Here is a 21,041-nt window from a genome sequence, read left to right as displayed (position 1 = left end):
TCAATTCACTTCAAGGCAGGAAAAATGACGATTAGAGCTCTGAGCTTTTTCAACAACAAAGGTGGCGTTGGCAAAACCACCTTGTCCACCAATGTGGCTTACAACTTCGCCCGAAGTGGAAAGCGCGTACTCTACGTCGATTGCGACCCGCAGTGCAATGCGACGCAGCTCCTGCTTAACGACGAACAAACTGCTGAAATCTACGGCAGCGTTGACAGCACAGACTCGGCTTTGCATGAATCTTTAGCCAAGACCGTCTACCGCCTCTTCATTCCGCTGAGAGAAGGCGAGCCACAGATCGACACCAACTTCCCCGTTTACCGATCTGATCGGTTCCAGTTCGATGTACTCGCTGGACACCCGAGCCTGTCTCAGATCGAAGACGTCATGTCGTCCGCGTGGCAGTCCGCACTGGGGCGTCAAACCGCCGACTTCCGCCGTGTGCACTGGGCGGGCCAACTGGTCAACGCCATGGAAGTGGCTGATCGCTACGACGTGATCTTCTTTGACGTTGGACCGAGCCTCGGCCCATTCAACAGAACCGTTCTGCTGGGCTGCGATGCTTTTGTCACTCCGACAGCTACCGATCTCTTTAGCTTTCACGCATTTGGAAACCTGGCACGCTGGTTCGAAGCCTGGGTGACGGAATACTCCGAGATGTCAGAAGCAAATATTGCGCAGTGGAAATCATTCTCGGCCAACATCGACGACAAGAAGCGCAATCTACGGCTTCACGGCCACGATGACCACAATCTAAAGTACCTGGGGTACACCACGCTCGAATATGTGAAGAAAAAGTCCAATGGCCAAGAACAACTGGTTGGAGCGTTCGAGCGCTTCCGTGGAAAGTTCGCTGAAGAATCTCTCCGTATCGCACGAGTCCTCGGCCAGAATCAAATCGACTACTTGGTGGGCCACGTCCCACACATGCACTCCATGCCGGCGACTGCCCAAGACGTGCATTCTCCGATCGCCGATCTTGAATACAAAGACGGCATTAAAGGTACCCAAGGCACACAACGTGATGGATACGCGGAGAAGATTCAGCAAGTTTCCGACATCGTTCGCAGTCGTTTGTACGACCCGCCAATTGGCAAGAATGTCTTTAAGGTTTAAAGGACAAATCCCCGCACCGCCGCATACCCGCTAACCTCCCGCACGAACGATTCGTCATGGCAGGTCAGCACCACACCAGCGCCGCGACGCAATGCATCTGCCAGCAGTTCATGAGCTTGCGTCCGGCCACGGGTATCCAAACCTACATCGGGCTCGTCGAGAAGCACAATGTCTCTCCCCTGCGCCGAAACCGCCGCAAGCTGCGCTAGCCGCAAATCGCGCGCGGGGAGATCCAACGGGTGCTGCTCCGGGTCAAACCCCAGCTTGTCGACGATTCCCCTGTCCCCCACGAACGCCTCGACCGTCGAGTCGACTACTTGGTCCGCCGCGTGCTGAAACGCCAGAGAGACCGAGTCTGAAACCGGCGCGTGACCATCCAACCCGGCCATTGCACGGAGCAAGGTCGTTTTTCCCGAACCATTTTCCCCTTGAAGCAACACCACTTGCCCCGGATAGACGGTGATGTCTAGGGGGCCGACGACAAATTCGGCAGCATTCACGGTGTGAAACTGCCACCACTTCCTCTTGCGGCCTCCGCGCCGGGCGGTCACACCTTGAAACTCCCATGGTGCCTGTCCTGCCACACTCACACGTTCCGGCAGTGCGACCTTTTGATTGCTCGGGGTGTGTGGGATCAAGTGGTCGTCGACAAGCGACAGCATGGTCGCGCCGAGCTCTGGGCGCGGGCGATTTCCCAGCACAATAATATCGGACGGGAGGGCGCGGAAGAGTTCAATGATGCGCGTGATGGAGTGTGGATCAAGGCCGGCGAAAGGGTCGTCGAGGACCAAGACGCGTGGTTCAAGGATTGCGATGGTGGCAATCGCTAATCTGCGGGTCTGTCCGCCCGAAAGCTCCGTGGGGTGGCGTTCCGCGAGGTGCGTCAATCCGCTCAGCGGCAAGATACGCTCGCACCGGCGCTGCATCTCTTCGGGCGCGATACCGTACTGTTCGAGGCTGATCGCTACTTCCTCGATGACCGTTTCGCGCAGCAGCGAGATGTGCGCGTGTGGGTCTTGCGTCACCACGGCTACACCAGCCACGTTCTCGTGCAGCGTCCGTGCGAGACGGCTGAGGCCTTGCCCAGAATCGGCGATCACCTGGACTGTGCGGTTGTGGCTTGTCGCCAGTGTCGTGGGGAGAAGCTCTAGATCCAAATGACCACCGCCAAGGTCACAACCGGTATTGTCCAGCGCAAGAATCGCTGGGCTGTGCTGTCCGGGGCTGGGCGTAGGACGGTGCGTCGGCCTTGCACGTCATAGCCTGTCGTCTCTAGGAACTGCCCACGGGCCGCGCCGTGCGTCAGCAAACCAGTGATCACCGGTAGCACAACCGCTGGGACTACAGATGACATAGTGATTCGGCGCCCCCGCAACTGGTTTGCGTCCCGTGCCGTTGTCACCGTTAGCTTTCCCTGGGGAAGAAACTGCAACGATGAGCCAACAATGTACGCCGCGCGACTTCCCAGGGGGCTGATTTGCACGGCTTTGACCAGTTCAGGGATTTTCACAAAGGTCATCGCCGCGATCAAGCACGACATCAATGCCATAAAACGCAGCGTCATCTCCCCTGCTTGGGCTACTCCATCGGCGGTGATCAGCGGTGCGATGCGTTGTTTCCCAAAAGGTGCGTGGACTAGCAGCATCGACACCGCCACGGGAGCTGACAGGGCGAGTACCGATGCTGGAACGGAAAAGTTTCTGGTGCGGGCGGTACCGATGATTAACGCCACAACCACCAAACATGCGGAGACTTCCGGCCGGTTCATGCCCAGGGCCACGATCCAGCCGGTAAATCCCAGGCTCAGCGCCGTCAGGGGGTTGACCGTGCGCACACCTAGTTCGCTTCTTGCGACGTGGTTCCAAGCGGTCGGAAAGCACGCAGCGTCTTCTGCGGTAGCGCCTTGATCGCGGCAAAGACGATCAGCATGACGACGATCTTGTCCAGTGGATCGGAAACGAAGGATTGCAAGGTCACCGACCCGATCAGTGAGTTGCCCATCTCGCGGAACAGGCTGACCAGTGCACCGGTGCCAACGCCTGCAGTTCCTCCATAGACGAAAGCTGCAACAGGCGCCGCGAGCATGCCACAGATCAAACCGATAACCGCACCCCACAGCACCACACGCAACACGTTCTTAAATGCGCCAAACCGGTGAATAGCGGTTCCGGAAAGCCAACCCGTCGCCGCTGAGACCGCAGCAAACGGCAAGGCAGCAGGGTTGAGCAGCCCCCACACCACTGAGCTCAACGTACCTGTGGCAAGTCCTGCAATAGGCCCGGCAAGAGCTGCGACCAAGATGGTACCAACAGAATCCAAGTACAGCGGGATTCCCACCGAACCAACAATCTGCCCGATGACGATGTTGAGCACGAGCGCCACTGGAATCACGCCGATAGTACGCGCTGGCAAGACTGGCAAAGTAGCAATGAGAAGAAGCGCGGCTCCGCCAACATAGCCAGCGAGTGCGATGAGAGCTTCCGTGGATCCGCCGACGGATTCCCAGTTGGTCGGGCGTACCAGCGCCAGGTACACCCAGGTAGCTGCGATAACAAGCGCTCCGACTCCGGCAATGATGCGACGAGCAGGCGAAAAGGTTTCATGTGACATAGAGATTCCTCGCGAAGGAATGCGGAATTGCGTATGGGAAACCATCGCCCTATGTCACCTCGGGCGATGAAAACGAGGATTAGTGTAGCCCGACCCTTGTATTTAAGCCAATGTGGCCTACCGATTCAGGGCAGCACAGGCGCGGTCGAACTCGTCGTGGGCCGCTTGAATGGCGGCGGAAGTCACCAACCGAGCATTTGGCTGCCTGCCCCAGTGCCCGCGCACATCAGCTACCGACGTCCCGCGTAGCAATGGGCTCTCGGTTTCTACTGCCACGGTGGTCGCCGTCGCTGCGAAGTCGATGGTTCCCAATGCGATCATGCATGTGAGCAGATCGTGAATCTGCGCCTGATAACCCTCGCCCTTTGCTTGATGAAACTCAAAGTAAAACCGCAGGATCTCCGGCAAGTACTGCGCGATTGCAGTCGCACCAAGCTTGTCGACGATGTCCTGGAGCCGTTCCGGGCCAACCAACATCTGGTCAGTGACCTCCAAGCTGCACAGCGTGATGGGACAGGGCGCGTGGTCGAAAATATCGGCGGCAGCGTGGGGGTCCACCCAGAAGTTCCACTCGGCAGTTGGAGTGCTGTTTCCTCGGTGGTTCACCGCACCACCCATCACGGTGATATTCACAAGCTCTGCGAAGCGTTGTGGATCGCGGGAGCGGAAAGCGCTTACGTTTGTTGCGGGGCCAGTGACGATCACGTGGAGGTCGCGGCCATGAGTGTCAACGGCGCGCTGCCAGAGGTCCACATAGTCGTCGCCAAGCATGTGCTCGGGCGCGTTGAAGTAGCCGAGTCCGCTGTCCCCGTGGGTTTCTGGGGTAGTGACCAAAGGAACTTTCTGCGGGGCAGGCTCCCCGGGGACGACGGGAATGGTCGAAATACCGCACGCGTTCAGCACCCAGGCGGCATTGCGGGCGGTGGTTGCAACGTCGGCATTGCCGGCAGTGGTGGTGACCGCGTGGAGCTCAATCTCACCGAGCGAATGCAGACCCGCGAGGTAGATCAGGGCAAGGGTGTCGTCGATGCCTGGGTCGCAATCGAGAAGTACAGGTTTAGACGCCAACGTAGTTATACATCTCTAGGCGAATGTCCTCTGCTTCGATGTTCAGCACAGAAACTCCAGCATGGCGGGGGTTAACCATCTTGGAGATGTTCAGGCCAATACCGCGCGCGAGGTAGCGACGAATGACACCCCCGTGGGAGATAATGCAGACCGTGTCGATGTTGTTCTTGCGCGCGTGGGCCAACGCCTCGAACACTGCCGAGTTGATGCGCAGGAAAAAATCATCCATATCCTCGCCTCCCGGAGGAGTAAACTTGCCAAGGCCCCACTGGTCATATTCTTCGGCGACAAGCTCGTCGATAAGCGCACCCTCCCATTCGCCCAAACTGAACTCGTTCAATCGCGCATCTTTCTTGTCGATGTGCAGGCCAGCAGCCTCGGCGGTTTGGATCGTGCGCTGCAGCGCGGAGGTAACCACATAGCCTGGCGCAAGCGATTCCAAGATGGGGCGAATGCGCTCCGCCTGGGCACGACCTTCGTCGCTGATCGGGACATCGGTTTGGCCCTGCATTCGGCGGGCGGCGTTCCAGTCGGTTACTCCATGACGGATCAGGACAAGTTTCATGGGTTACACCTTAGCTTTGATACTAGGTGCCTGCATTTCTACAAATAAGGCCTAGTCACGAGAGCGAACAGCATGCTCACTGATGGTGATGGCTGGCTCTGTGAGACACAAAGTGTGGATCTTCCATATGGGCAGTAAGAACTGCAAGAGCGCGTACCCGATAAACAACAAAAGTAGTTTGTCCAAGAATTGCGTGACTAACGTTTGGGCCACCAAGGCCTGAACGGGGTCTTCAAGCACCATCTCGAAGAAGTAGTTGAGGTTTTTTGCGCCGATATGCTCGATTTCTTCGATGGCCGTGAGCCGGTTGACTACCATGATCACACTAGACGCCAAGGCCAAGAGGCTACCAGCGACGAACAGGCTACCCACCGTAGTAATCAGCTGTTCGGCAAAGAGGTACCACACCACTGCGCCGGGAATCATAGCCAGCAAAATCGTCGGCATTTGCTCGGGGTAAAACACTGATCCCAAGAGGGTCGATAGCACTCCCACCGTCATTCCCATGGACGGTCCTGCCGCGAATCCGGCAAAGGCACTACCTAGGACCGAGAAATACACCGGAATATGCGAGAAGTGAAACACCAGCATGATGCCGAGGTTCAACACAATTCCTAAACCGATCAGTTGCATTCCTTTGAGGCCGAATCGTCGGAAAGCCGGAATCAGCAGCAACACCCCAGAAGCGAAGATCATCCAAAACGCCAGCGCGAAGACGGGCTCGGCGAACACCGTGGATGGCAGCTCCTTCCCCGACAAGACAATGACGAGCCAGGCAACTACTGCAAGGCCGACCCCCGCCCACGACAAGACGAAGTCAAGACGACTGAGTCGCGGGTTGGCAGAAGCCGCCATTTTTCCTCCTACGTCGCGCATACATGTGGCCGGTTGCTTTCAGCGATTTTGAGTGCACATCACATACTAGTGGGAATGCAGTCGCAGATAGCGCTTTACGCTGACTTTATACCTAAGTGCTATCAATCGGCCGCTCTTATATAGACATATTTGTTGCCTAGGTTGGATCGACGGATGAGGGCTGGGCAGTCTTGGAGTTCAAGGTCTCTCGCCCAAAAATCCACAAGATAGCGGCAACTAATGCGAGGGCTCCACACACCATGAATGCGATTGGGAAACCGAATGCCTCCGCCAGCGCGCCGATCAAAATCGGGCCAAGAATCTGTCCCGCATCCATGCTCATCTGGAACGTGGAGAGCACCTTGCCGCCCGAACGCTCATTGCCAATCACATCCGCCAGCACTGCCTGTTGCCCTGGATTAAGCATGCCGCCACCCACGCCTGCGAGAGCAGACACAATAATGAGGGGCCAGAAACTATCCGCAAAACCCATTCCACCGGTGAACACAGCCGTAACCAGGAGCCCGCCAACAATCATCGGCTTGCGACCTATCGTGTCGGCCAACCGGCCAGAGAACTGCAGCGCCACCGCATTGCCAAACGCAAACGCCGCCAGCGCAAGGCCCGCAGCTGCGCCACCGTGAGTGAACACCGCCGCGGCGAAAAGAGGCAGGACTGCCACACGAATACCCATGTTGATCCAGCCATGCGCAAAGTTAGAAAGCAAGACACTTCTATAGGCCGAATCTGCCACCGCTTCCGACAGTTCCATCGGAGGAAGGGTCTGCCGGCGAACATTCTCGTTAACACGCGGCATCGCAACCCAGACGACAAGGGCGGCTAATCCCACGCCCGTTCCATAAATGACAAAGGGCCAACGCATTCCCAAAAAGGACATGGCGGCACCGGCAACAGGCCCTACGACGTTGCCCAGCAAAAAGGCGGTGCTATATACCGACGAGGCGCGCCCACGGATTTGCGGCGGAGCCACTTTGACAATCAGCCCGACCGCCGAGATAGTGAACATCGTTGAACCAATGCCCGCAATCGTGCGTAGTACCAGAATCTGCCAGTAGGCCTGCGTCACTGCCACGAGCCCAGTGGTGACCGCAACAATCAGCAATCCCGTGATATACACCTTGCGAGAACCAAGCTTATCGACGAGCACCCCGGCCCACGGTGCGCCAATCAATCGGGCAGCAGAAAACACTGAAACAACGGCGCCGGCGGCAGCCATCGATACGCCGAAGCTCACTGCAAACTGGGGAATAATCGGTGCGATCAGGCCGTAGCCCAGGGCAATCAGGAAAGCTGCCGAAACTAGAACCCAAATTTCCTTGGGAATCTTCGGCGTTTCTTCGGCCCTTGCGCCATGTTCATTTAGAGGAGTCATTGTGGCTACTAGGCTATCCCCTTTTTTCGTGATTCACCCACCCACGGATGTTCGAACACTTGTTCTATGCTTGCAGGGAAGGTGTCGTATGCCCTCGATAGTGTCCAATCATGATCAAAGCACGCAGCGCATCCAGCACCCTTCGCACCGACAACACTTTCGTCGAAGACTTGTCACCTCATGAGATCGCACGCAAACACGCCGAGGTGCTGAGCAACCTCCACGGAATCATCCATCACCCGCGCTCTCTTGCGCGGCCAACTCCATCGTGGCGCCCGCCTACTAAAGACCTTCCCGCAACCCGCTCAGGTCCTAAGTTGACGGTGGCAATTACCCGGCACCGCGTTGGCCCGCTGGCCCAGGCGCGAATCCGCGGATATGGAGAAACCCGCATACCGGCCTATTTGGTCAGCATCCGGGTCACAGACAAGTCGGGGCTCCCCGTAGATCCACAAGTTTCCGAGGCATGGATTCGTGCCCTGCTCTACCGCGAACACGACGGAAATATCCACGAGATTTCCACCCACAGCTCCATGACATACGTCTGGATTGTCGATGGAAAATTCAATCCACTCCAGTCCCCCGGCTCTCTTTTCGAAGGTCTAGCGGCAGCGTGATTTAACGCTCGGATTCGTCGTCTAGATCTTCGTCGTCTAGGTCTTCGTCGTCGAATTCATCCCCGTCGAGGCCGTCGTCGTCAAGCTTGTCATCCTCGAGGTCATTGTCTTCTTCGTCTTCTTCAAGGTCTTCCACGTCGAGATCGTCAGCACCGAAGATGTCGTACACCTCCGGCTCATCGAAATCTTCGTCGGCCACAGGCGATAGCTGCGACTCCCACTCTTCCGCCTGATCCGCGGCAAGAGAAAGAACATCGAAAAGACGGTCAAAGTCCTCAAAGTTACCAAGCGCGAGGATCTCGCCTTCTAGGTTGACCTCTACGGCCAAATCATTGAACAAACGGTCACGATCTTCGTCGGAAAGCTCGGCATCGCCGTCAGACTCCCACCACTCGTCGATCGCCTGATCAATCAACGTATCGTATTCACTGTTCAATGCGATGAACTGCACGTTCGCCACTGGAACACCGTCAATGACTTCGACAAGGACATGCAGCTCGGAGCTATCGCCCACCTCTGCACGAACAAGATTTGGATTCACGGAGTCTTGGTAAAATTCCAAGTCGCCGATCCGCTCATCAGTGCCTTCCAATAGATCCCGGAGCACGGTGACTACCTGATCTGTAGCCATATGTTCTGCAACCGTGGCAACCGCCGCTTCTACAGAAAACACTACCGAAACCAACACGGCCTCAAAGTCTTCGTCGTCCTCATCCACATCGGCTGCAGCGATATACACATTTGCCGCCGGCAAAAGCGGATCAATCTCAACAAACTGAATTTCTACTTCAGCCGTAATAGGCACGAACATCGTCTCGTCGTGAACTCGAGATTCCACACCATCGCGGTCAAGCGCCGCGGCAATTTCCTCGAAAAAGCTCATGGTCACAGGTGTCCTTCCAGGATGATCGTCCTCAGCGCGGATTAGTCATTGAAAACCAACAACCGGCCACCAGCCTAGCCAGAACGCAACAAATTCGCTGACAAAAACGCCAAATCCGTAGCGAGATTGGCCCACAACACACTCCAACTATTCATCGGAGTTTGCCGCCAAGCCTAAGAAATCAGCCAAGCGCTCCTCTACGTCAATGCGCCCATCACCCCACTGCGTCATTCGAAATGACTCCCACGCACGTCTTTTAGTTTGGCGCGGGTCGTAGACAACATGGGCGGTGGAATCAAAAATTGCCGTGGCACGACCAGGTTCGGTATCAGTTCTCGTCGCATAACGTGGCCACTCTTCTCCCGGACGACCGAAGTGGAAAAAGTGGCCCCAGTGGTACTGCATTGTCGTACTAACGTCCTCGAAGCCTTCCGTCGAACCGAATCGGTCCAATCGACTTGCCCGTGTCACGCCCGGCGCGCCAAAGACAACAGCGAGATCCGACGAATGCATCGCGCCAAGCCCCAGACGCTGCATCGTCTCATTCGCGTAGTCAAAGCGGTACATCCATGTCGGGGCGAAATGGCGGTGAGCCGAAGCAATCGATACGGACGGAGCCCAGAAAACTGCGTCCGCCAGAAGCGCTGCAAACTCCTTGCGCTCGGTGGCCATGCCATAAGCTTTTAGCACTCGATCGGCGTTTTCTGCATCGAACACCTCAAGAATCCGTCGAGCCGCAGCGCTGCGCTTGCTCATGCGCAGATACAAAGCCTTGGCAAAGCTTGCTTCATCAGAGTTCGTTCCAATGATGAATGGCACAGGAGCTTCATTGCCATCGTTAAACGCATCGATCGGGTGTTGCGTCAGAGTCTCGCCGTCCACGGTGGGCATAAACGACGAATTGAGATACATCAGTTCGCGACCACGAACGATCATCGCCTGCCCCACACGAACAAGCTCCTCGCCTTCAACCGCGCGAAGATCATCCAACGTAGAAAGTCGCGACATTCCCATGTAATCCAGCAGCGTCGAAGCCCACATTGCTGCCTGAATCCTCGTGTGCACAGCGCTGACCGGCGGTGACTGGGCAATAGCTCGATGGAACAGACCACGAGCGGAAGGGGCGATCATCAGCGATACCACAGAGGCCCCGCCTGCGGACTCCCCCATGATGGTCACCGAATTCGGATTGCCTCCAAAGGCTGCGATATTGCGTTTGATCCAACGCAAACTCAAAATCTGGTCGCGCAATGCTGGGTTGGCCACACAGTCCGGCCCGACAGAGCGCAGATCCAGATATCCCAAGACACCAAGGCGGAAATTTACCGAAACGTACACGACATTGGTGTTCACCGCGAGGTTATGTCCTTGCAGAACCTTCTCGTGTGACGATCCCATCAAGAATGACCCGCCATGAAAATAGACCACCACGGGCAGTTCTTCATCAGTGTCCGGACGCACAATGTCCACGGTAAGGCAGTTTTCGCTACCAATGACCTTGCTAGTTAGTCCGTACGTGCCTTGAAGCGCCGGCGGGGCGTACTCCGTGCAGTCTTTGATCCCAGGCCAGGATGGCACCGAACGGGGCGCACGGAACCGATGCGGCCCCGAGGTGTCCGCGCCATATGGCACACCGCGCCATGTGCGAACCTTGCTTAACGGGTCGATGAGGCCACGAACTCGACCCGAGGTGGTTGTCACCACGGGTCCTGTTCTGCCGCTTGATTCATCAGCGGTGGCTTGTGCGTTCATAAGCCCAAGGCTAGCCCCAGTTTCTAAAAATCTTCTGTCAGATCGTGGGCTGGGTTTTCGTCGATAAGCAACCGCGAGGAACGGAACTGCGCAGGTCACAACTTGGTCAAGAAGTAGATAAATAGAAATATATCTTTGCTCGAGCGCGCTGTGAAAAGTGCAATCGATCTACACTCGACCAAGATAAAACGATACGAAAGCGCACGCTGATAGTAACTACTCACTCGCGAAGCCAAAACCCAAGCCACTACCCAAGGAGGCCACTATGACCGGTGTACGAACTAAGGCGGAGAAGAAGCAAGAAGACGCCGTGCTTACCGACGCCATGGGCTCCGACCCAGCGGCAATCGAAGCCAATGCTGGAACAGTCGGACGCGCACTGATCGGTGCCGTAGACAAGGCTGTGCATATTCAGGGATCGACGATTAGGAAGTACGTCGACCGACTGCGTAGGAAAAATCCTGACGCGACTCCTGAGCAAATCCAGAAGATCATGGACCGCCACTTCCTCACCACCGTCTCCGGCACCGGCGCTGGCGTAGGTGCAGCTGCTGCGATCCCGGGTATTGGTTTCTTTACTGGCGCCGCTGCTGTGGCCGGTGAGTCCGTGGTCTTCCTCGATTTCGCAGCCGTCTACACGGTGGCTAGTGCTTACCTGCGCGGTGTCGATATTCAAGACCCCGATCGTCGCAGCGCCCTAGTGTTGACAATTCTGCTCGGCGCAAAGGGCTCCGCAATCGTCGATTCACTTCTTGGCGAAAGTGTCAAGGACCTCAGCCTGACCAAAAGCCTCACGCGCTTCAGCGGCCCTTCACTAAAGGATCTGAACAACCGCCTGCTTAATACCGCCGTACGCCGAGCCACACGCAAATTCACCCGTGCGTGGATTGGCAAGTTGTTGCCGCTTGGCTTAGGCGCCATCGCAGGCACCTTGGTTAACCGAAAGCTGGCCCGCCAGGTGATCCGCAATGCATCCGACAGTCTTGGCCCCACCCCGGCTCGATTCCTTACTGAGATTTCGCCTGTAACCAAGATGGAAGACATCGACCAAGAAGAAGTCCGCGAGCTTGAACGACTGGCCTCTACGCAGTCAGACAACGACAAAGATGGCGCATTGAAAAAGGCAGCAGCGCGCGTCGGTTCTATCCTGAAGCGCGATAAGAAGTCCTAGTGGATCAGTCCTTGCCCGCGAATCGCGGCGCGCGCCTGATCTGGCGCATCATCAAAATGAATCCAGTTACTACTGCGATTGCTTTCGGCAGCGCGATCGTGGCCACTCTGCTTCAAGTCGCGGTCCCGGCCCTCACCGGCAAGGCCATCGACGTTGCAACAGGTGCTGCTTCGGGTTCGATCCCCACCATCGCATGGACCATGGTTGCCATTGCGCTGATCCAATACGCAGGTCAGATCGTGCGTCGCTGGTCCGCCGGCAATTTGTCGATAGGATCGCAACACCACCTGCGAGTTGAGGTGCTTGATACCCTCAATTCGCTCGATGGTCCTAGCCAAGACGACATTGTGACAGGCCAGATTGTTTCGCGCTCGATCAGCGATCTCAACCAATTCCAATCAGTTCTGGCCATGACTCCGCTGGCTGTCTCGCGAAGTGTCCAGCTCGTAGTCACCGTGGCGGTCATGCTCACGATGTCCCCGTGGCTCACCGTGCTGTCTTTGGCGTTCCTGCCCGTGATCTTGTTCATCGCTAACCGCTCACGCACGACGCTCTACGCCGCAACCTGGGCAAACCAGCAAGCAACCGCAGATCTTGCCGAGCATGTCGAACAAACCGTCTCGGGCATTCGAGTGGTCAAAGCCTTTGGCAAAGAAGAGCGCGCCGTTGACACACTCGAAACGCTGGGCAAGCAGCTATACGCGGTCAAGATGCGCGCCGCAAAGCTCACCGCACGCTTTCGCCCGTTGCTCTCGCAGCTTCCCAATGTCGCACTAGTAATCACCATCATCGTGGGCGGCATCCTGGCGATCCGTGGTGGGATCACCGTGGGTGAATTCGTCGCGTTCACGGCGTATCTCACATCCATGACCTCGCTGATGAGCATGCTCACCAACACATATGTCGGCCTGCAAATGGGCATGAGCAGCGTCGATCGCTTAGACGATGTCCTGCGTCTTCGCCCTCAGCGCCGCTCCCCTGCCGATCCGCTCACGCTTGGCGACGAACCCGTGGGCATCGAGTTTCGCAACGTTGGCTTTTCTTCCAACGGCCACACCATCCTGAACGGGTTCGACGTCACAGTGCAGCCGGGCGAAACCGTTGCGGTTGTCGGCGGCCCGGGCGCGGGAAAGTCGATGGCCGTTCAACTCGCAGGCGCCTTCTACGAGCCGGATTTCGGTGACATCGCGCTCGTCGGCAAGCGAGATTATCCGTATTCTCAGCTGACGATCGAATCGATCCGACAACGCGTCACCTGTGTCTTTGACGAGGCTTTTCTGTTCTCTGCATCAGTGCGCGACAACATCACGATGGGGCTTCCCGCCTCCGATGAGGACGTCGCGCGCGTTGCCAAGCTTGCCCGCGCAGATGAGTTCATCGAGAAGCTCTCGGATGGCTACGACACAGTGGTTGGTGAACGTGGCCTCACGTTGTCGGGCGGCCAGCGGCAGCGCATCGCACTCGCTCGGGCGCTGCTGTCTGCGCCTTCGGTGATGATTCTCGACGATGCCACCAGCGCCATCGACGCCGAAAACGAAAAACTCATCCTGGGCAACCTCCGCGCCGAGCTTGCCGAAACTACTGTGATCGCGGTGGCCCACCGCCAATCCACCGTGGATCATGCCGATCGCGTCCTTGTTGTAGAAAACGGTCGGGTTGTACTTGATGGTCCGCGTGATCAAGTGACAATCCACCCCAGCTACCAGGCGCTCATGGCACCAACGCTTGTCGACGAGCCCCCGCGCATTCCCACAAGCGCCGAACTATGGCCCGACGTGGCGGCAGTGGAAGACCCTGACTTCCTGGTCACCACTGCCCGACCAGGAGCTGGACCCCGCGGAGGTGGTGGGCCGGGCATGCGCGGCGGCATCATCACCGCTACGCCAAAGCTCAAGTCGAAGCTGGCACATTTGCCAGAGGCCTCGGAACAGCCACAATTGGACTCAGAGTTGCTCCGCCGGGCGGATCGCCCATTTCGAATCCGTGACCTTTTCTCGGCTGTGCGTTGGTTGATCGCCGGGGTCGTTTCGCTGCTGATCATCGGCGTCATGGCCGATGTCGCCTTCCCAACTTTGATCCGCGCGGCGATCGACCGCGGAATCGTCGCTCAGCAGCCTGACGCGCTGTGGGCGGTGGCGGGCGTAGCGGTAGTGGTTGTGCTGGTGGCGTTGGCGTCAAGCGTGGCGATGACGATCTTGAGTTCCCGTTCGGGCGAGCGTCTCCTCTACGGTTTACGCTTACGCAGTTATGCGCACTTGCAGCGCCTAGGCGTGTCCTATTTTGAAAGGAATCTGTCAGGCCGCATCATGACGCGCATGACAACGGACATCGATACATTGTCCAACTTCCTTCAGACAGGTCTTGCTCAGGCAATCGTCTCGGTAGGAACGCTTTTCGGCGTCGGCGTGATGTTGGTAGCCACCGACGGATCCTTAACCGCAATCGCCCTACTTGCAGTGCCGGTGATCATCCTGGCCACAGTGGTTTTCCGCGTGCTGTCCAAAAAGTATTACACGGAAGCCCGCATGCAGATTTCCGCCGTCAACGGGCAATTCGCTGAGCTAATCGGCGGCATCCGCACAAGCCAAATGCATCAGATGGAACCACGTGCGCTTGCAGATTTCACCTACGAATCGGACCTCTACCGGCGACTGCGCATGCGTTCTCAGCTCTTGGTGGCGTTGTACTTCCCGGGGATGCAAGCAATCTCTCAGGTTATGACGGCGGTGGTTGTCGGCGTCGGGGCGTCGCGTGTTGCCCAAGGCGAGCTCAGCGTTGGCGTCGTCGTAGCTTTCACCATGTACCTGGGTCAGTTGTACGGGCCGATTCAGCAGCTGGGCCAGATTTTCGATTCCTGGCAACAAGCTACTGTGAGTTTCAACCGGATCGCTGAACTTCTCGAAACACAAACCACAGTGCCAGACACTGGTACTAATCCAAGGGCGCACCAAGCAGCGGAAGGCCCGCTCGAATTCGACTACGTGACGTTTGCTTACCAGTCCGCCGAGGACCCCTCTGCCACGCCCGTGTTGGATCAGTTGTCGGTCACTCTCCGCGCAGGAGAAACCGTGGCGCTAGTGGGCCCGACCGGCGCCGGAAAATCCACAGTGGTCAAACTCATCGCCAGATTCTACGACCCCTCTTCGGGGGTGGTAAAGGCCACTGGGACCGACATTTCTGAGTTCCCAATCCCGCAGTGGAGGCGCCAAATTGCCCAAGTCCCGCAGGAGTCTTACCTGTTCCCAGGCACTGTCGCAGACAATATCGCCTACGGTCTGGACCAATTCTCCAAAGAGGACGTGGAAAATGCCGTCCGCAAAATCGGCGCGCTCCATGTAATTGCCGCGATTCCAGGCGGCTTCAACCACCACGTTGGCGAGCGCGGAAGAGGCCTTTCAGCAGGACAGAGGCAGATCATCGCGCTGGCCCGCGCAGAGCTTATCGACGCCGATGTCATGCTTCTCGACGAAGCCACCGCAACACTTGATCCGGCTACCGAAAAGGCTGTCTTAGACGCTTCCTCAAACGCTACTCGGGGACGGACATCTGTGATCGTCGCTCACCGTTTAGCTACCGCTAGGCGGGCCGATCGTATCCTCGTTTTAGAGTCAGGCCGTATCATCGAAGACGGATCACACGACCTACTTCTCTCGATCCAAGGTAGGTATGCCCAAATGTGGGAAACCAACCGCTAACGGGGGTGGGTACACTGTGTAAGCAGGAATTCATCCACTCAAGTTCGCGCTTGAGAATGATGGACAATTAAAGTCGTAAGAACACTAAACATAAAGCACCAAGAAATGAGGCGAGCACCTGCCGTGAGCAGCGCAAGTACATTCGGCCAAAACACCTGGCTGGTTGACGAGATGTTCCAGCAGTTCCAGAAGGATCCTTCTAGCGTGGATCCAGAGTGGCGAGAGCTTTTCGAGAAGAAGGGCGCTCCCAAGACTGCACCTAGCGCGACCGCGCCAACCCCTGCCGCCTCAAACACCGGAGCTTCCGCCGAGAAGTCCACCAAGAGTGCCGAGGTCAAGACCGCCGACAAAGAGGTACCACCAGCAGCCTCCCAGCCTGCGAAGAAGGCTCCAAAGCCAAAGGTCAGTCCGCTAGACAAGATCAAGGAGCAGCCTGAGGCTTCTGAAAAGCAGCTCAAGGGCATGTTCAAGGCCATCGCTAAGAACATGGACGAGTCTCTGGAGATCCCGACGGCTACCACCGTTCGCGATATGCCAGTCAAGCTCATGTTTGAAAACCGCGCCCAGATCAACGATCACCTCAAGCGCACCCGCGGTGGCAAGATTTCCTTCACCCACATCATCGGCTGGGCAATCGTGAAGTCCACCATGCTTCACCCTGCGATGAACGTGCGTTACGAGCTGAAGGATGGCAAGCCATTCGTAATCCAGCCGGAGCACATCAACCTCGGTCTTGCGATTGACCTCCCTCAGAAGGACGGCTCTCGCGCCCTCGTCGTTGCTGCGATCAAGGAGTGCGAGACCAAGACTTTCGCCGGCTTCATCGATGCGTATGAGGACATCGTTGAGCGTGCGCGTGTAAACAAGCTGACCATGGACGACTTCTCGGGAGTCACCATGTCACTGACCAACCCTGGTGGCATCGGCACCCGCCACTCCATTCCTCGCTTGACCAAGGGCCAAGGCTCCATCATCGGCGTTGGCGCAATGGATTACCCAGCGGAGTTCGCTGGTGCTTCCGAGGACCGCCTCGCTGAACTGGGCGTAGGCAAGCTTGTTACGCTGACTTCCACCTACGATCACCGCGTGATCCAGGGCGCAGAGTCCGGTGAGTTCTTGCGCGACATCTCCCAGATGCTGATCGACGACAAGTTCTGGGACGAGATCTTCGAGTCCATGCAGATCCCTTACGCTCCAATGCGTTGGGCACAGGATCAGCCAAACTCCGGTCTGGATAAGAACACCCGCGTTATGAAGCTCATCGAGGCATACCGCTCTCGCGGCCACCTCATGGCAGACACCAACCCAATCGGCTGGCACCAGCCAGGCTTGGCTAAGCCAGACTCCCGCGACCTCGAGATGGAAACCCACGGACTGACACTGTGGGATCTGGATCGTACTTTCCACGTCGGTGGATTTGGTGGCAAGGAGACCATGACGCTGCGTGAGGTTCTCACCCGTCTGCGTTCCTCTTACACCCTGCACGTTGGCGCTGAGTACACCCACATCCTCGACCGCGACGAGCGTCGTTGGCTCATGGATCGTCTGGAAGCAGGCATGCCAAAGCCTTCCAACCCAGAGCAGAAGTACATCCTGCAGAAGCTCAACGCTGCCGAAGCATTTGAGAACTTCCTGCAGACCAAGTACCTCGGTCAGAAGCGCTTCTCGCTGGAGGGCGCTGAGTCCTTGATTCCTCTGATGGACTCGGTCATCGACACAGCCGCAGGCCAGGGCCTAGACGAAGTCATCATCGGCATGCCTCACCGTGGACGCCTGAACGTCTTGTTCAACATCGTCGGCAAGCCAGTTCGCACCATCTTCAACGAGTTTGAAGGCAACATGCAGTCGGGTCAGCAGGGCGGTTCCGGCGACGTGAAGTACCACCTCGGATTCGAGGGCGAGTACACCCAGATGTTCGGCGACGGCGAGATCAAGGTCTCCCTGGCTGCGAACCCATCCCACCTTGAGGCAGTTGATCCTGTCCTCGTCGGTATGGCACGCGCCAAGCAGGACTTCCTGGACAAGGGCAAGTCCGAGGACGGCTACTCCGTTGTTCCACTGATGCTGCACGGAGATGCGTCTTTCGCTGGCCTGGGTATCGTTCAAGAGACCCTGAACATGTCCCAGCTTCCTGGCTACACCGTTGGCGGCACCATCCATGTCATCGTTAACAACCAGATTGGCTTTACCACTACCCCTGACTCCGGTCGATCCACCTACTACTCCACCGACTTGGCTAAGGGCTTTGACTGCCCAGTCTTCCACGTCAACGGCGACGACCCAGAGGCTGCGGTCTGGGTGGCAAAGCTTGCTACCGAGTACCGCCGTGAGTTTGGTAAGGATGTCTTCATTGATCTCATCTGCTACCGCCTGCGTGGACACAATGAGGCTGACGACCCATCGGTAACTCAGCCACTCATGTACGAGCGCATCGGCGATCACCCATCGGTTCGTACCCGCTACACCGATGACCTTGTCGGTCGCGGCGACATCACTGATGAAGAAGCCAAGATCGCGGCTCAGGACTTCCACGACCAGCTGGACTCCGTGTTCACTGATGTCAAGTCCAATGAGGGCAAGCCTTCCGAGCAGACTGGCATCACCCACTCCCAGCAGCTGACCACGGGCCTGGATACCTCCATTGACCAGGGCATGCTGGAGAAGCTGGCAAAGGCTTACGCTGAGCTGCCTGAGGATTTCACCGCGAACAAGCGCGTCGGCTCAGTGCTAAAGAAGCGTGGAGAGTCCGCGGCGAAGGGCGACATCGACTGGGCATGGGGCGAGCTCCTTGCGTTCGGTTCCTTGGCGGACGAGGGCAAGCTCGTTCGTCTTGCTGGTGAAGACTCACAGCGCGGTACCTTTACCCAGCGCCACGCGGTTCTTTACGATCCAACCAACGGTGAGGGCTTCAACCCACTGCACCAGAGCGCAGTGGATGCCGACAACGGCGGTAAGTTCCTCGTATACAACTCGTCCCTGACCGAGTACGCAGGAATGGGCTTCGAGTACGGCTACACCATCGGTAACGAAGATGCTGTCGTTGCTTGGGAGGCACAGTTCGGTGATTTTGCCAACGGTGCGCAGACCATCATCGACGAGTATGTTGCTTCCGGCGAGACCAAGTGGGGCCTCCTGTCCCGCCTGATCCTGCTTCTGCCACACGGCTACGAGGGCCAGGGACCTGACCACTCGTCTGCACGCATCGAGCGTTTCCTCCAGCTGTGCGCTGAGGGTTCGATGACGGTTGCACAACCATCGACACCGGCTAACCACTTCCACCTGATTCGTCGTCAAGCTCTTGGTGAGATGCGACGTCCACTGGTTGTGTTCTCACCTAAGTCGATGTTGCGTAACAAGGCAGCGGTGTCCCAGCCTGAGGACTTTACCAAGACCACCGGCTTCCGCTCCGTGATCAACGATCCAAACTTGGTCGACGCGGACGGAAATAAGGTTGGCGATACCGACAAGGTTAAGACCATCCTGCTGTGCTCCGGCAAGATCTACTACGAGCTGGAGAAGCGCCGCGCGAAGGACGGTCGCGACGATGTCGCAATCGTTCGTGTCGAGATGCTGCACCCGATCCCGTTCAACCGTTTGAACGAGGCATTCGGTGCGTACCCGAACGCCGAGGAAATTCGCTTTGTTCAAGACGAGCCTGCAAACCAGGGTCCATGGCCGTTCTACCAGGAGCACCTCAAGGAGCTGATCCCGGATCTGCTGCCTATGAAGCGTGTCTCCCGTCGTGCGCAGTCCACCACCGCTACCGGTGTGGCAAAGGTTCACGCCCAGGAAGAGCAGCAGTTGCTTGACGAGGCATTTGCCAAGTAAAGGCTGAGAACAAAACTCGGGTGCCCACCAAATTCGGTGGGCACCCGCTGTTTTTGGCTCTTGAGAAGGTGCTGGAGCAGTGCGCCGCGCTACTCCGAGGATTCGGTGTCTTTCTTCTCTTCTTGCTCTTCTGCCTTGCTCCCCAACCAAGCTGCCACGACATCTGATGCCGATCCAACGCGACGTGCGCGATCGACCAAGCGCTGCAGCTCGTCGGTAGTCAAGATTCGGGTGATCGTGTTGAGCGCGTTAATTTCGCCGCGGTCGAATAGACCTTTGTAGAAAACCGGCACAATATTCTGCGACAAAATATCCGACGGTGCGCCTTGACACCCTACTGCTGGGGAGGGGTCAATCGTCATGAAATCGCCGGGAAGCGAGCCAACAAACTCGGTATAAACCTCATGGCTGAGTTCTATTTGCTCGTATGTGTTCATGTTGACGATCCCCACTTCGTCGCGCATTTCCTTGGCAGTCGTGGGGTTCAAATTTCCCAGGAGATTTCCCGTGCAACCGATAACGAAGTTGGCATCGAGCTCACGCAAACGATTGATCTGATTTTGTTCATCCGGTTTCGTCGCCACTGCGAGACTCGACGAGCGCCCATGGGCACGCAACACTTGGTGGTAGATCTCACCCAACACCATTTGCTCCATCGAACCAGAGTTGATGGAGATGGAAATTGGTTCGTCTTGCAGCCGGCGGTGATCAGTCGATGGCGATTCAAGGGGTTCGACCGAACATCCCACTAGGACGACAGACGCAGTGGTTATTGCGGCCACTACCGCTAGTGCACGGTGCTTTTTCCGGTGTTGCTTCATGGTGTTGTGTACCCCGGGCGTCCTTTCTGGCCACATGATGCGGCTAGACGTTGATCCTACCCTGCTTATTTTTCGACTGGAGAATCCTCGCCGGCGATCTCTGGTTCAGACGTGTCCGCAGTTACTGGCGCATCTTCAACCGCGACCTGAGGATCGTTCAACGACGCGATGATGTTGCGCGCCTCCGTCGCACGGTTTGCAGAGCATAGGACGTCGTAGCGGCCAGCGATGATCTGCGTTTGCGACGAAAAGTCGCGCTGGCCACCTGTGGCGCCATAACCAATTGCTGCGAAAACAAGTCCGAAGACGGCGCCCATCAAGATACCCATGATCACCGGAGCCCACAGCGGACCGCCCAAGAGACCGAGCAACAGGCCCATGAATAGGCCCCAAAACGCGCCGCCAAAGGCTCCGCCCGCCAGTACACGGCCCCAGGTGAGCCGACCCGTGATCTTTTCGACTTCCATGAGATCAACACCAACGATGGACAACTCCTCTACCGGGAATGCACGATCCGATAGTGCGTCCACCGCAGCTTGAGCTTCGGCATAGTTATTAAAACTCCCCACGGGCCAACCACTTGGGCGTAGACGCGGTTGCAAGATGTTGCGGCTAGCAGCCATTACTTATAACACACTCCTAATTGATCCACGGTGAATGCTTGTTC

Annotated in this window: 16 protein-coding genes; 5 read left to right on the top strand and 11 right to left on the bottom strand. The window is 57.2% G+C overall.

Annotated elements, in window-relative coordinates; translation table 11 throughout:
- The first annotated feature begins 30 nt into the window (after positions 1 to 30).
- Positions 31 to 1,116 (top strand): ParA family protein, encoded by a 1,086-nt coding sequence (locus QP027_RS04150; protein ID WP_349293186.1) that lies wholly within the window; start codon positions 31 to 33, stop codon positions 1,114 to 1,116.
- On the opposite strand, the gene QP027_RS04145 is transcribed toward QP027_RS04150, so the two are convergent.
- The 7 genes from QP027_RS04145 to QP027_RS04115 all read right to left on the bottom strand — a co-directional run bounded on the left by QP027_RS04145 (position 1,113) and on the right by QP027_RS04115 (position 7,607).
- Complete coding sequence (locus QP027_RS04145) at positions 1,113 to 2,273, bottom strand: ATP-binding cassette domain-containing protein (RefSeq protein ID WP_284826223.1); 1,161 nt, start codon at positions 2,271 to 2,273, stop codon at positions 1,113 to 1,115. The two genes, QP027_RS04150 and QP027_RS04145, sit on opposite strands and share 4 nt — an antisense overlap.
- Complete coding sequence (locus QP027_RS04140) at positions 2,264 to 2,950, bottom strand: energy-coupling factor transporter transmembrane component T family protein (RefSeq protein ID WP_284826221.1); 687 nt, start codon at positions 2,948 to 2,950, stop codon at positions 2,264 to 2,266. Before QP027_RS04140 ends, QP027_RS04145 begins: the two co-directional genes overlap by 10 nt.
- 2 nt (positions 2,951 to 2,952) lie before the next feature.
- Positions 2,953 to 3,726 carry an ECF transporter S component gene (locus tag QP027_RS04135; protein ID WP_284826219.1) on the bottom strand — a complete coding sequence of 258 codons (774 nt, stop codon included), beginning with the start codon at positions 3,724 to 3,726 and terminating at the stop codon, positions 2,953 to 2,955.
- Positions 3,727 to 3,843: 117 nt separating this feature from the next.
- Positions 3,844 to 4,794 (bottom strand): nucleoside hydrolase, encoded by a 951-nt coding sequence (locus tag QP027_RS04130; protein ID WP_284826217.1) that lies wholly within the window; start codon positions 4,792 to 4,794, stop codon positions 3,844 to 3,846.
- Positions 4,784 to 5,359, bottom strand: a complete 576-nt coding sequence (locus QP027_RS04125; protein WP_284826215.1) for a histidine phosphatase family protein — start codon at positions 5,357 to 5,359, stop codon at positions 4,784 to 4,786. The genes QP027_RS04130 and QP027_RS04125 overlap by 11 nt, the downstream gene beginning before the upstream one ends.
- A gap of 51 nt (positions 5,360 to 5,410) precedes the next feature.
- Complete coding sequence (locus tag QP027_RS04120; protein ID WP_284826213.1) at positions 5,411 to 6,214, bottom strand: hypothetical protein; 804 nt, start codon at positions 6,212 to 6,214, stop codon at positions 5,411 to 5,413.
- A gap of 157 nt (positions 6,215 to 6,371) precedes the next feature.
- A complete protein-coding gene (locus QP027_RS04115) occupies positions 6,372 to 7,607 on the bottom strand; it encodes an MFS transporter (protein ID WP_284826212.1) in 1,236 nt (411 codons plus the stop codon).
- Positions 7,608 to 7,717: 110 nt separating this feature from the next.
- Here QP027_RS04115 and QP027_RS04110 point away from each other — a divergent pair, with 110 nt between their 5' ends.
- Positions 7,718 to 8,224: a hypothetical protein gene (locus QP027_RS04110; RefSeq protein ID WP_284826210.1), complete on the top strand. Its 507-nt coding sequence runs from the start codon at positions 7,718 to 7,720 to the stop codon at positions 8,222 to 8,224.
- 1 nt (position 8,225) lies between these two features.
- Here QP027_RS04110 and QP027_RS04105 read toward each other — a convergent pair whose 3' ends face one another.
- Positions 8,226 to 9,107 carry a hypothetical protein gene (locus QP027_RS04105; protein WP_284826209.1) on the bottom strand — a complete coding sequence of 294 codons (882 nt, stop codon included), beginning with the start codon at positions 9,105 to 9,107 and terminating at the stop codon, positions 8,226 to 8,228.
- 147 nt (positions 9,108 to 9,254) lie between these two features.
- The gene (locus QP027_RS04100; RefSeq protein ID WP_284826207.1) at positions 9,255 to 10,859 is read right to left on the bottom strand and encodes a carboxylesterase/lipase family protein; all 1,605 of its coding nucleotides are present in this window, start codon (positions 10,857 to 10,859) and stop codon (positions 9,255 to 9,257) included.
- A gap of 265 nt (positions 10,860 to 11,124) precedes the next feature.
- Between QP027_RS04100 and QP027_RS04095 the strand changes: the two genes are divergently transcribed.
- The 3 genes from QP027_RS04095 (at position 11,125) to QP027_RS04085 (ending at position 19,553) form a co-directional block, all read left to right on the top strand.
- Positions 11,125 to 12,030 carry a hypothetical protein gene (locus QP027_RS04095; protein WP_284826205.1) on the top strand — a complete coding sequence of 302 codons (906 nt, stop codon included), beginning with the start codon at positions 11,125 to 11,127 and terminating at the stop codon, positions 12,028 to 12,030.
- A 56-nt stretch (positions 12,031 to 12,086) separates the two neighbouring features.
- Entirely contained in the window at positions 12,087 to 15,725 is a 3,639-nt protein-coding gene (locus tag QP027_RS04090) for an ABC transporter ATP-binding protein (protein ID WP_284826916.1), read from the top strand.
- A gap of 123 nt (positions 15,726 to 15,848) precedes the next feature.
- A complete protein-coding gene (locus tag QP027_RS04085; protein ID WP_284826203.1) occupies positions 15,849 to 19,553 on the top strand; it encodes a multifunctional oxoglutarate decarboxylase/oxoglutarate dehydrogenase thiamine pyrophosphate-binding subunit/dihydrolipoyllysine-residue succinyltransferase subunit in 3,705 nt (1,234 codons plus the stop codon).
- Positions 19,554 to 19,642: 89 nt separating this feature from the next.
- Here QP027_RS04085 and QP027_RS04080 read toward each other — a convergent pair whose 3' ends face one another.
- Positions 19,643 to 20,374, bottom strand: coding sequence for a type 2 periplasmic-binding domain-containing protein (locus tag QP027_RS04080; RefSeq protein ID WP_284826201.1), 732 nt, complete (start codon positions 20,372 to 20,374; stop codon positions 19,643 to 19,645).
- Between the two features lie 65 nt (positions 20,375 to 20,439).
- Entirely contained in the window at positions 20,440 to 20,997 is a 558-nt protein-coding gene (locus tag QP027_RS04075) for a YflT domain-containing protein (protein WP_284826200.1), read from the bottom strand.
- Positions 20,998 to 21,041: the final 44 nt, after the last annotated feature.

Origin of the sequence: Corynebacterium breve, assembly GCF_030252165.1 — a bacterium.
GTDB lineage: Bacteria > Actinomycetota > Actinomycetes > Mycobacteriales > Mycobacteriaceae > Corynebacterium > Corynebacterium breve.
This window is presented reverse-complemented; position numbering and strand designations above follow the sequence as displayed.

Excerpts from the sequence above, each read along its gene's own strand:
- QP027_RS04075 (WP_284826200.1), bottom strand. The coding sequence starts at position 20,997 with ATGGCTGCTAGCCGCAACATCTTGCAACCGCGTCTACGCCCAAGTGGT.
- QP027_RS04115 (WP_284826212.1), bottom strand. The coding sequence starts at position 7,607 with ATGACTCCTCTAAATGAACATGGCGCAAGGGCCGAAGAAACGCCGAAG.
- QP027_RS04095 (WP_284826205.1), top strand. The coding sequence starts at position 11,125 with ATGACCGGTGTACGAACTAAGGCGGAGAAGAAGCAAGAAGACGCCGTG.
- QP027_RS04125 (WP_284826215.1), bottom strand. The coding sequence starts at position 5,359 with ATGAAACTTGTCCTGATCCGTCATGGAGTAACCGACTGGAACGCCGCC.
- QP027_RS04105 (WP_284826209.1), bottom strand. The coding sequence starts at position 9,107 with ATGAGCTTTTTCGAGGAAATTGCCGCGGCGCTTGACCGCGATGGTGTG.
- QP027_RS04135 (WP_284826219.1), bottom strand. The coding sequence starts at position 3,726 with ATGTCACATGAAACCTTTTCGCCTGCTCGTCGCATCATTGCCGGAGTC.
- QP027_RS04120 (WP_284826213.1), bottom strand. The coding sequence starts at position 6,214 with ATGGCGGCTTCTGCCAACCCGCGACTCAGTCGTCTTGACTTCGTCTTG.
- QP027_RS04100 (WP_284826207.1), bottom strand. The coding sequence starts at position 10,859 with ATGAACGCACAAGCCACCGCTGATGAATCAAGCGGCAGAACAGGACCC.
- QP027_RS04090 (WP_284826916.1), top strand. The coding sequence starts at position 12,087 with ATGAATCCAGTTACTACTGCGATTGCTTTCGGCAGCGCGATCGTGGCC.
- QP027_RS04080 (WP_284826201.1), bottom strand. The coding sequence starts at position 20,374 with ATGAAGCAACACCGGAAAAAGCACCGTGCACTAGCGGTAGTGGCCGCA.
- QP027_RS04110 (WP_284826210.1), top strand. The coding sequence starts at position 7,718 with ATGATCAAAGCACGCAGCGCATCCAGCACCCTTCGCACCGACAACACT.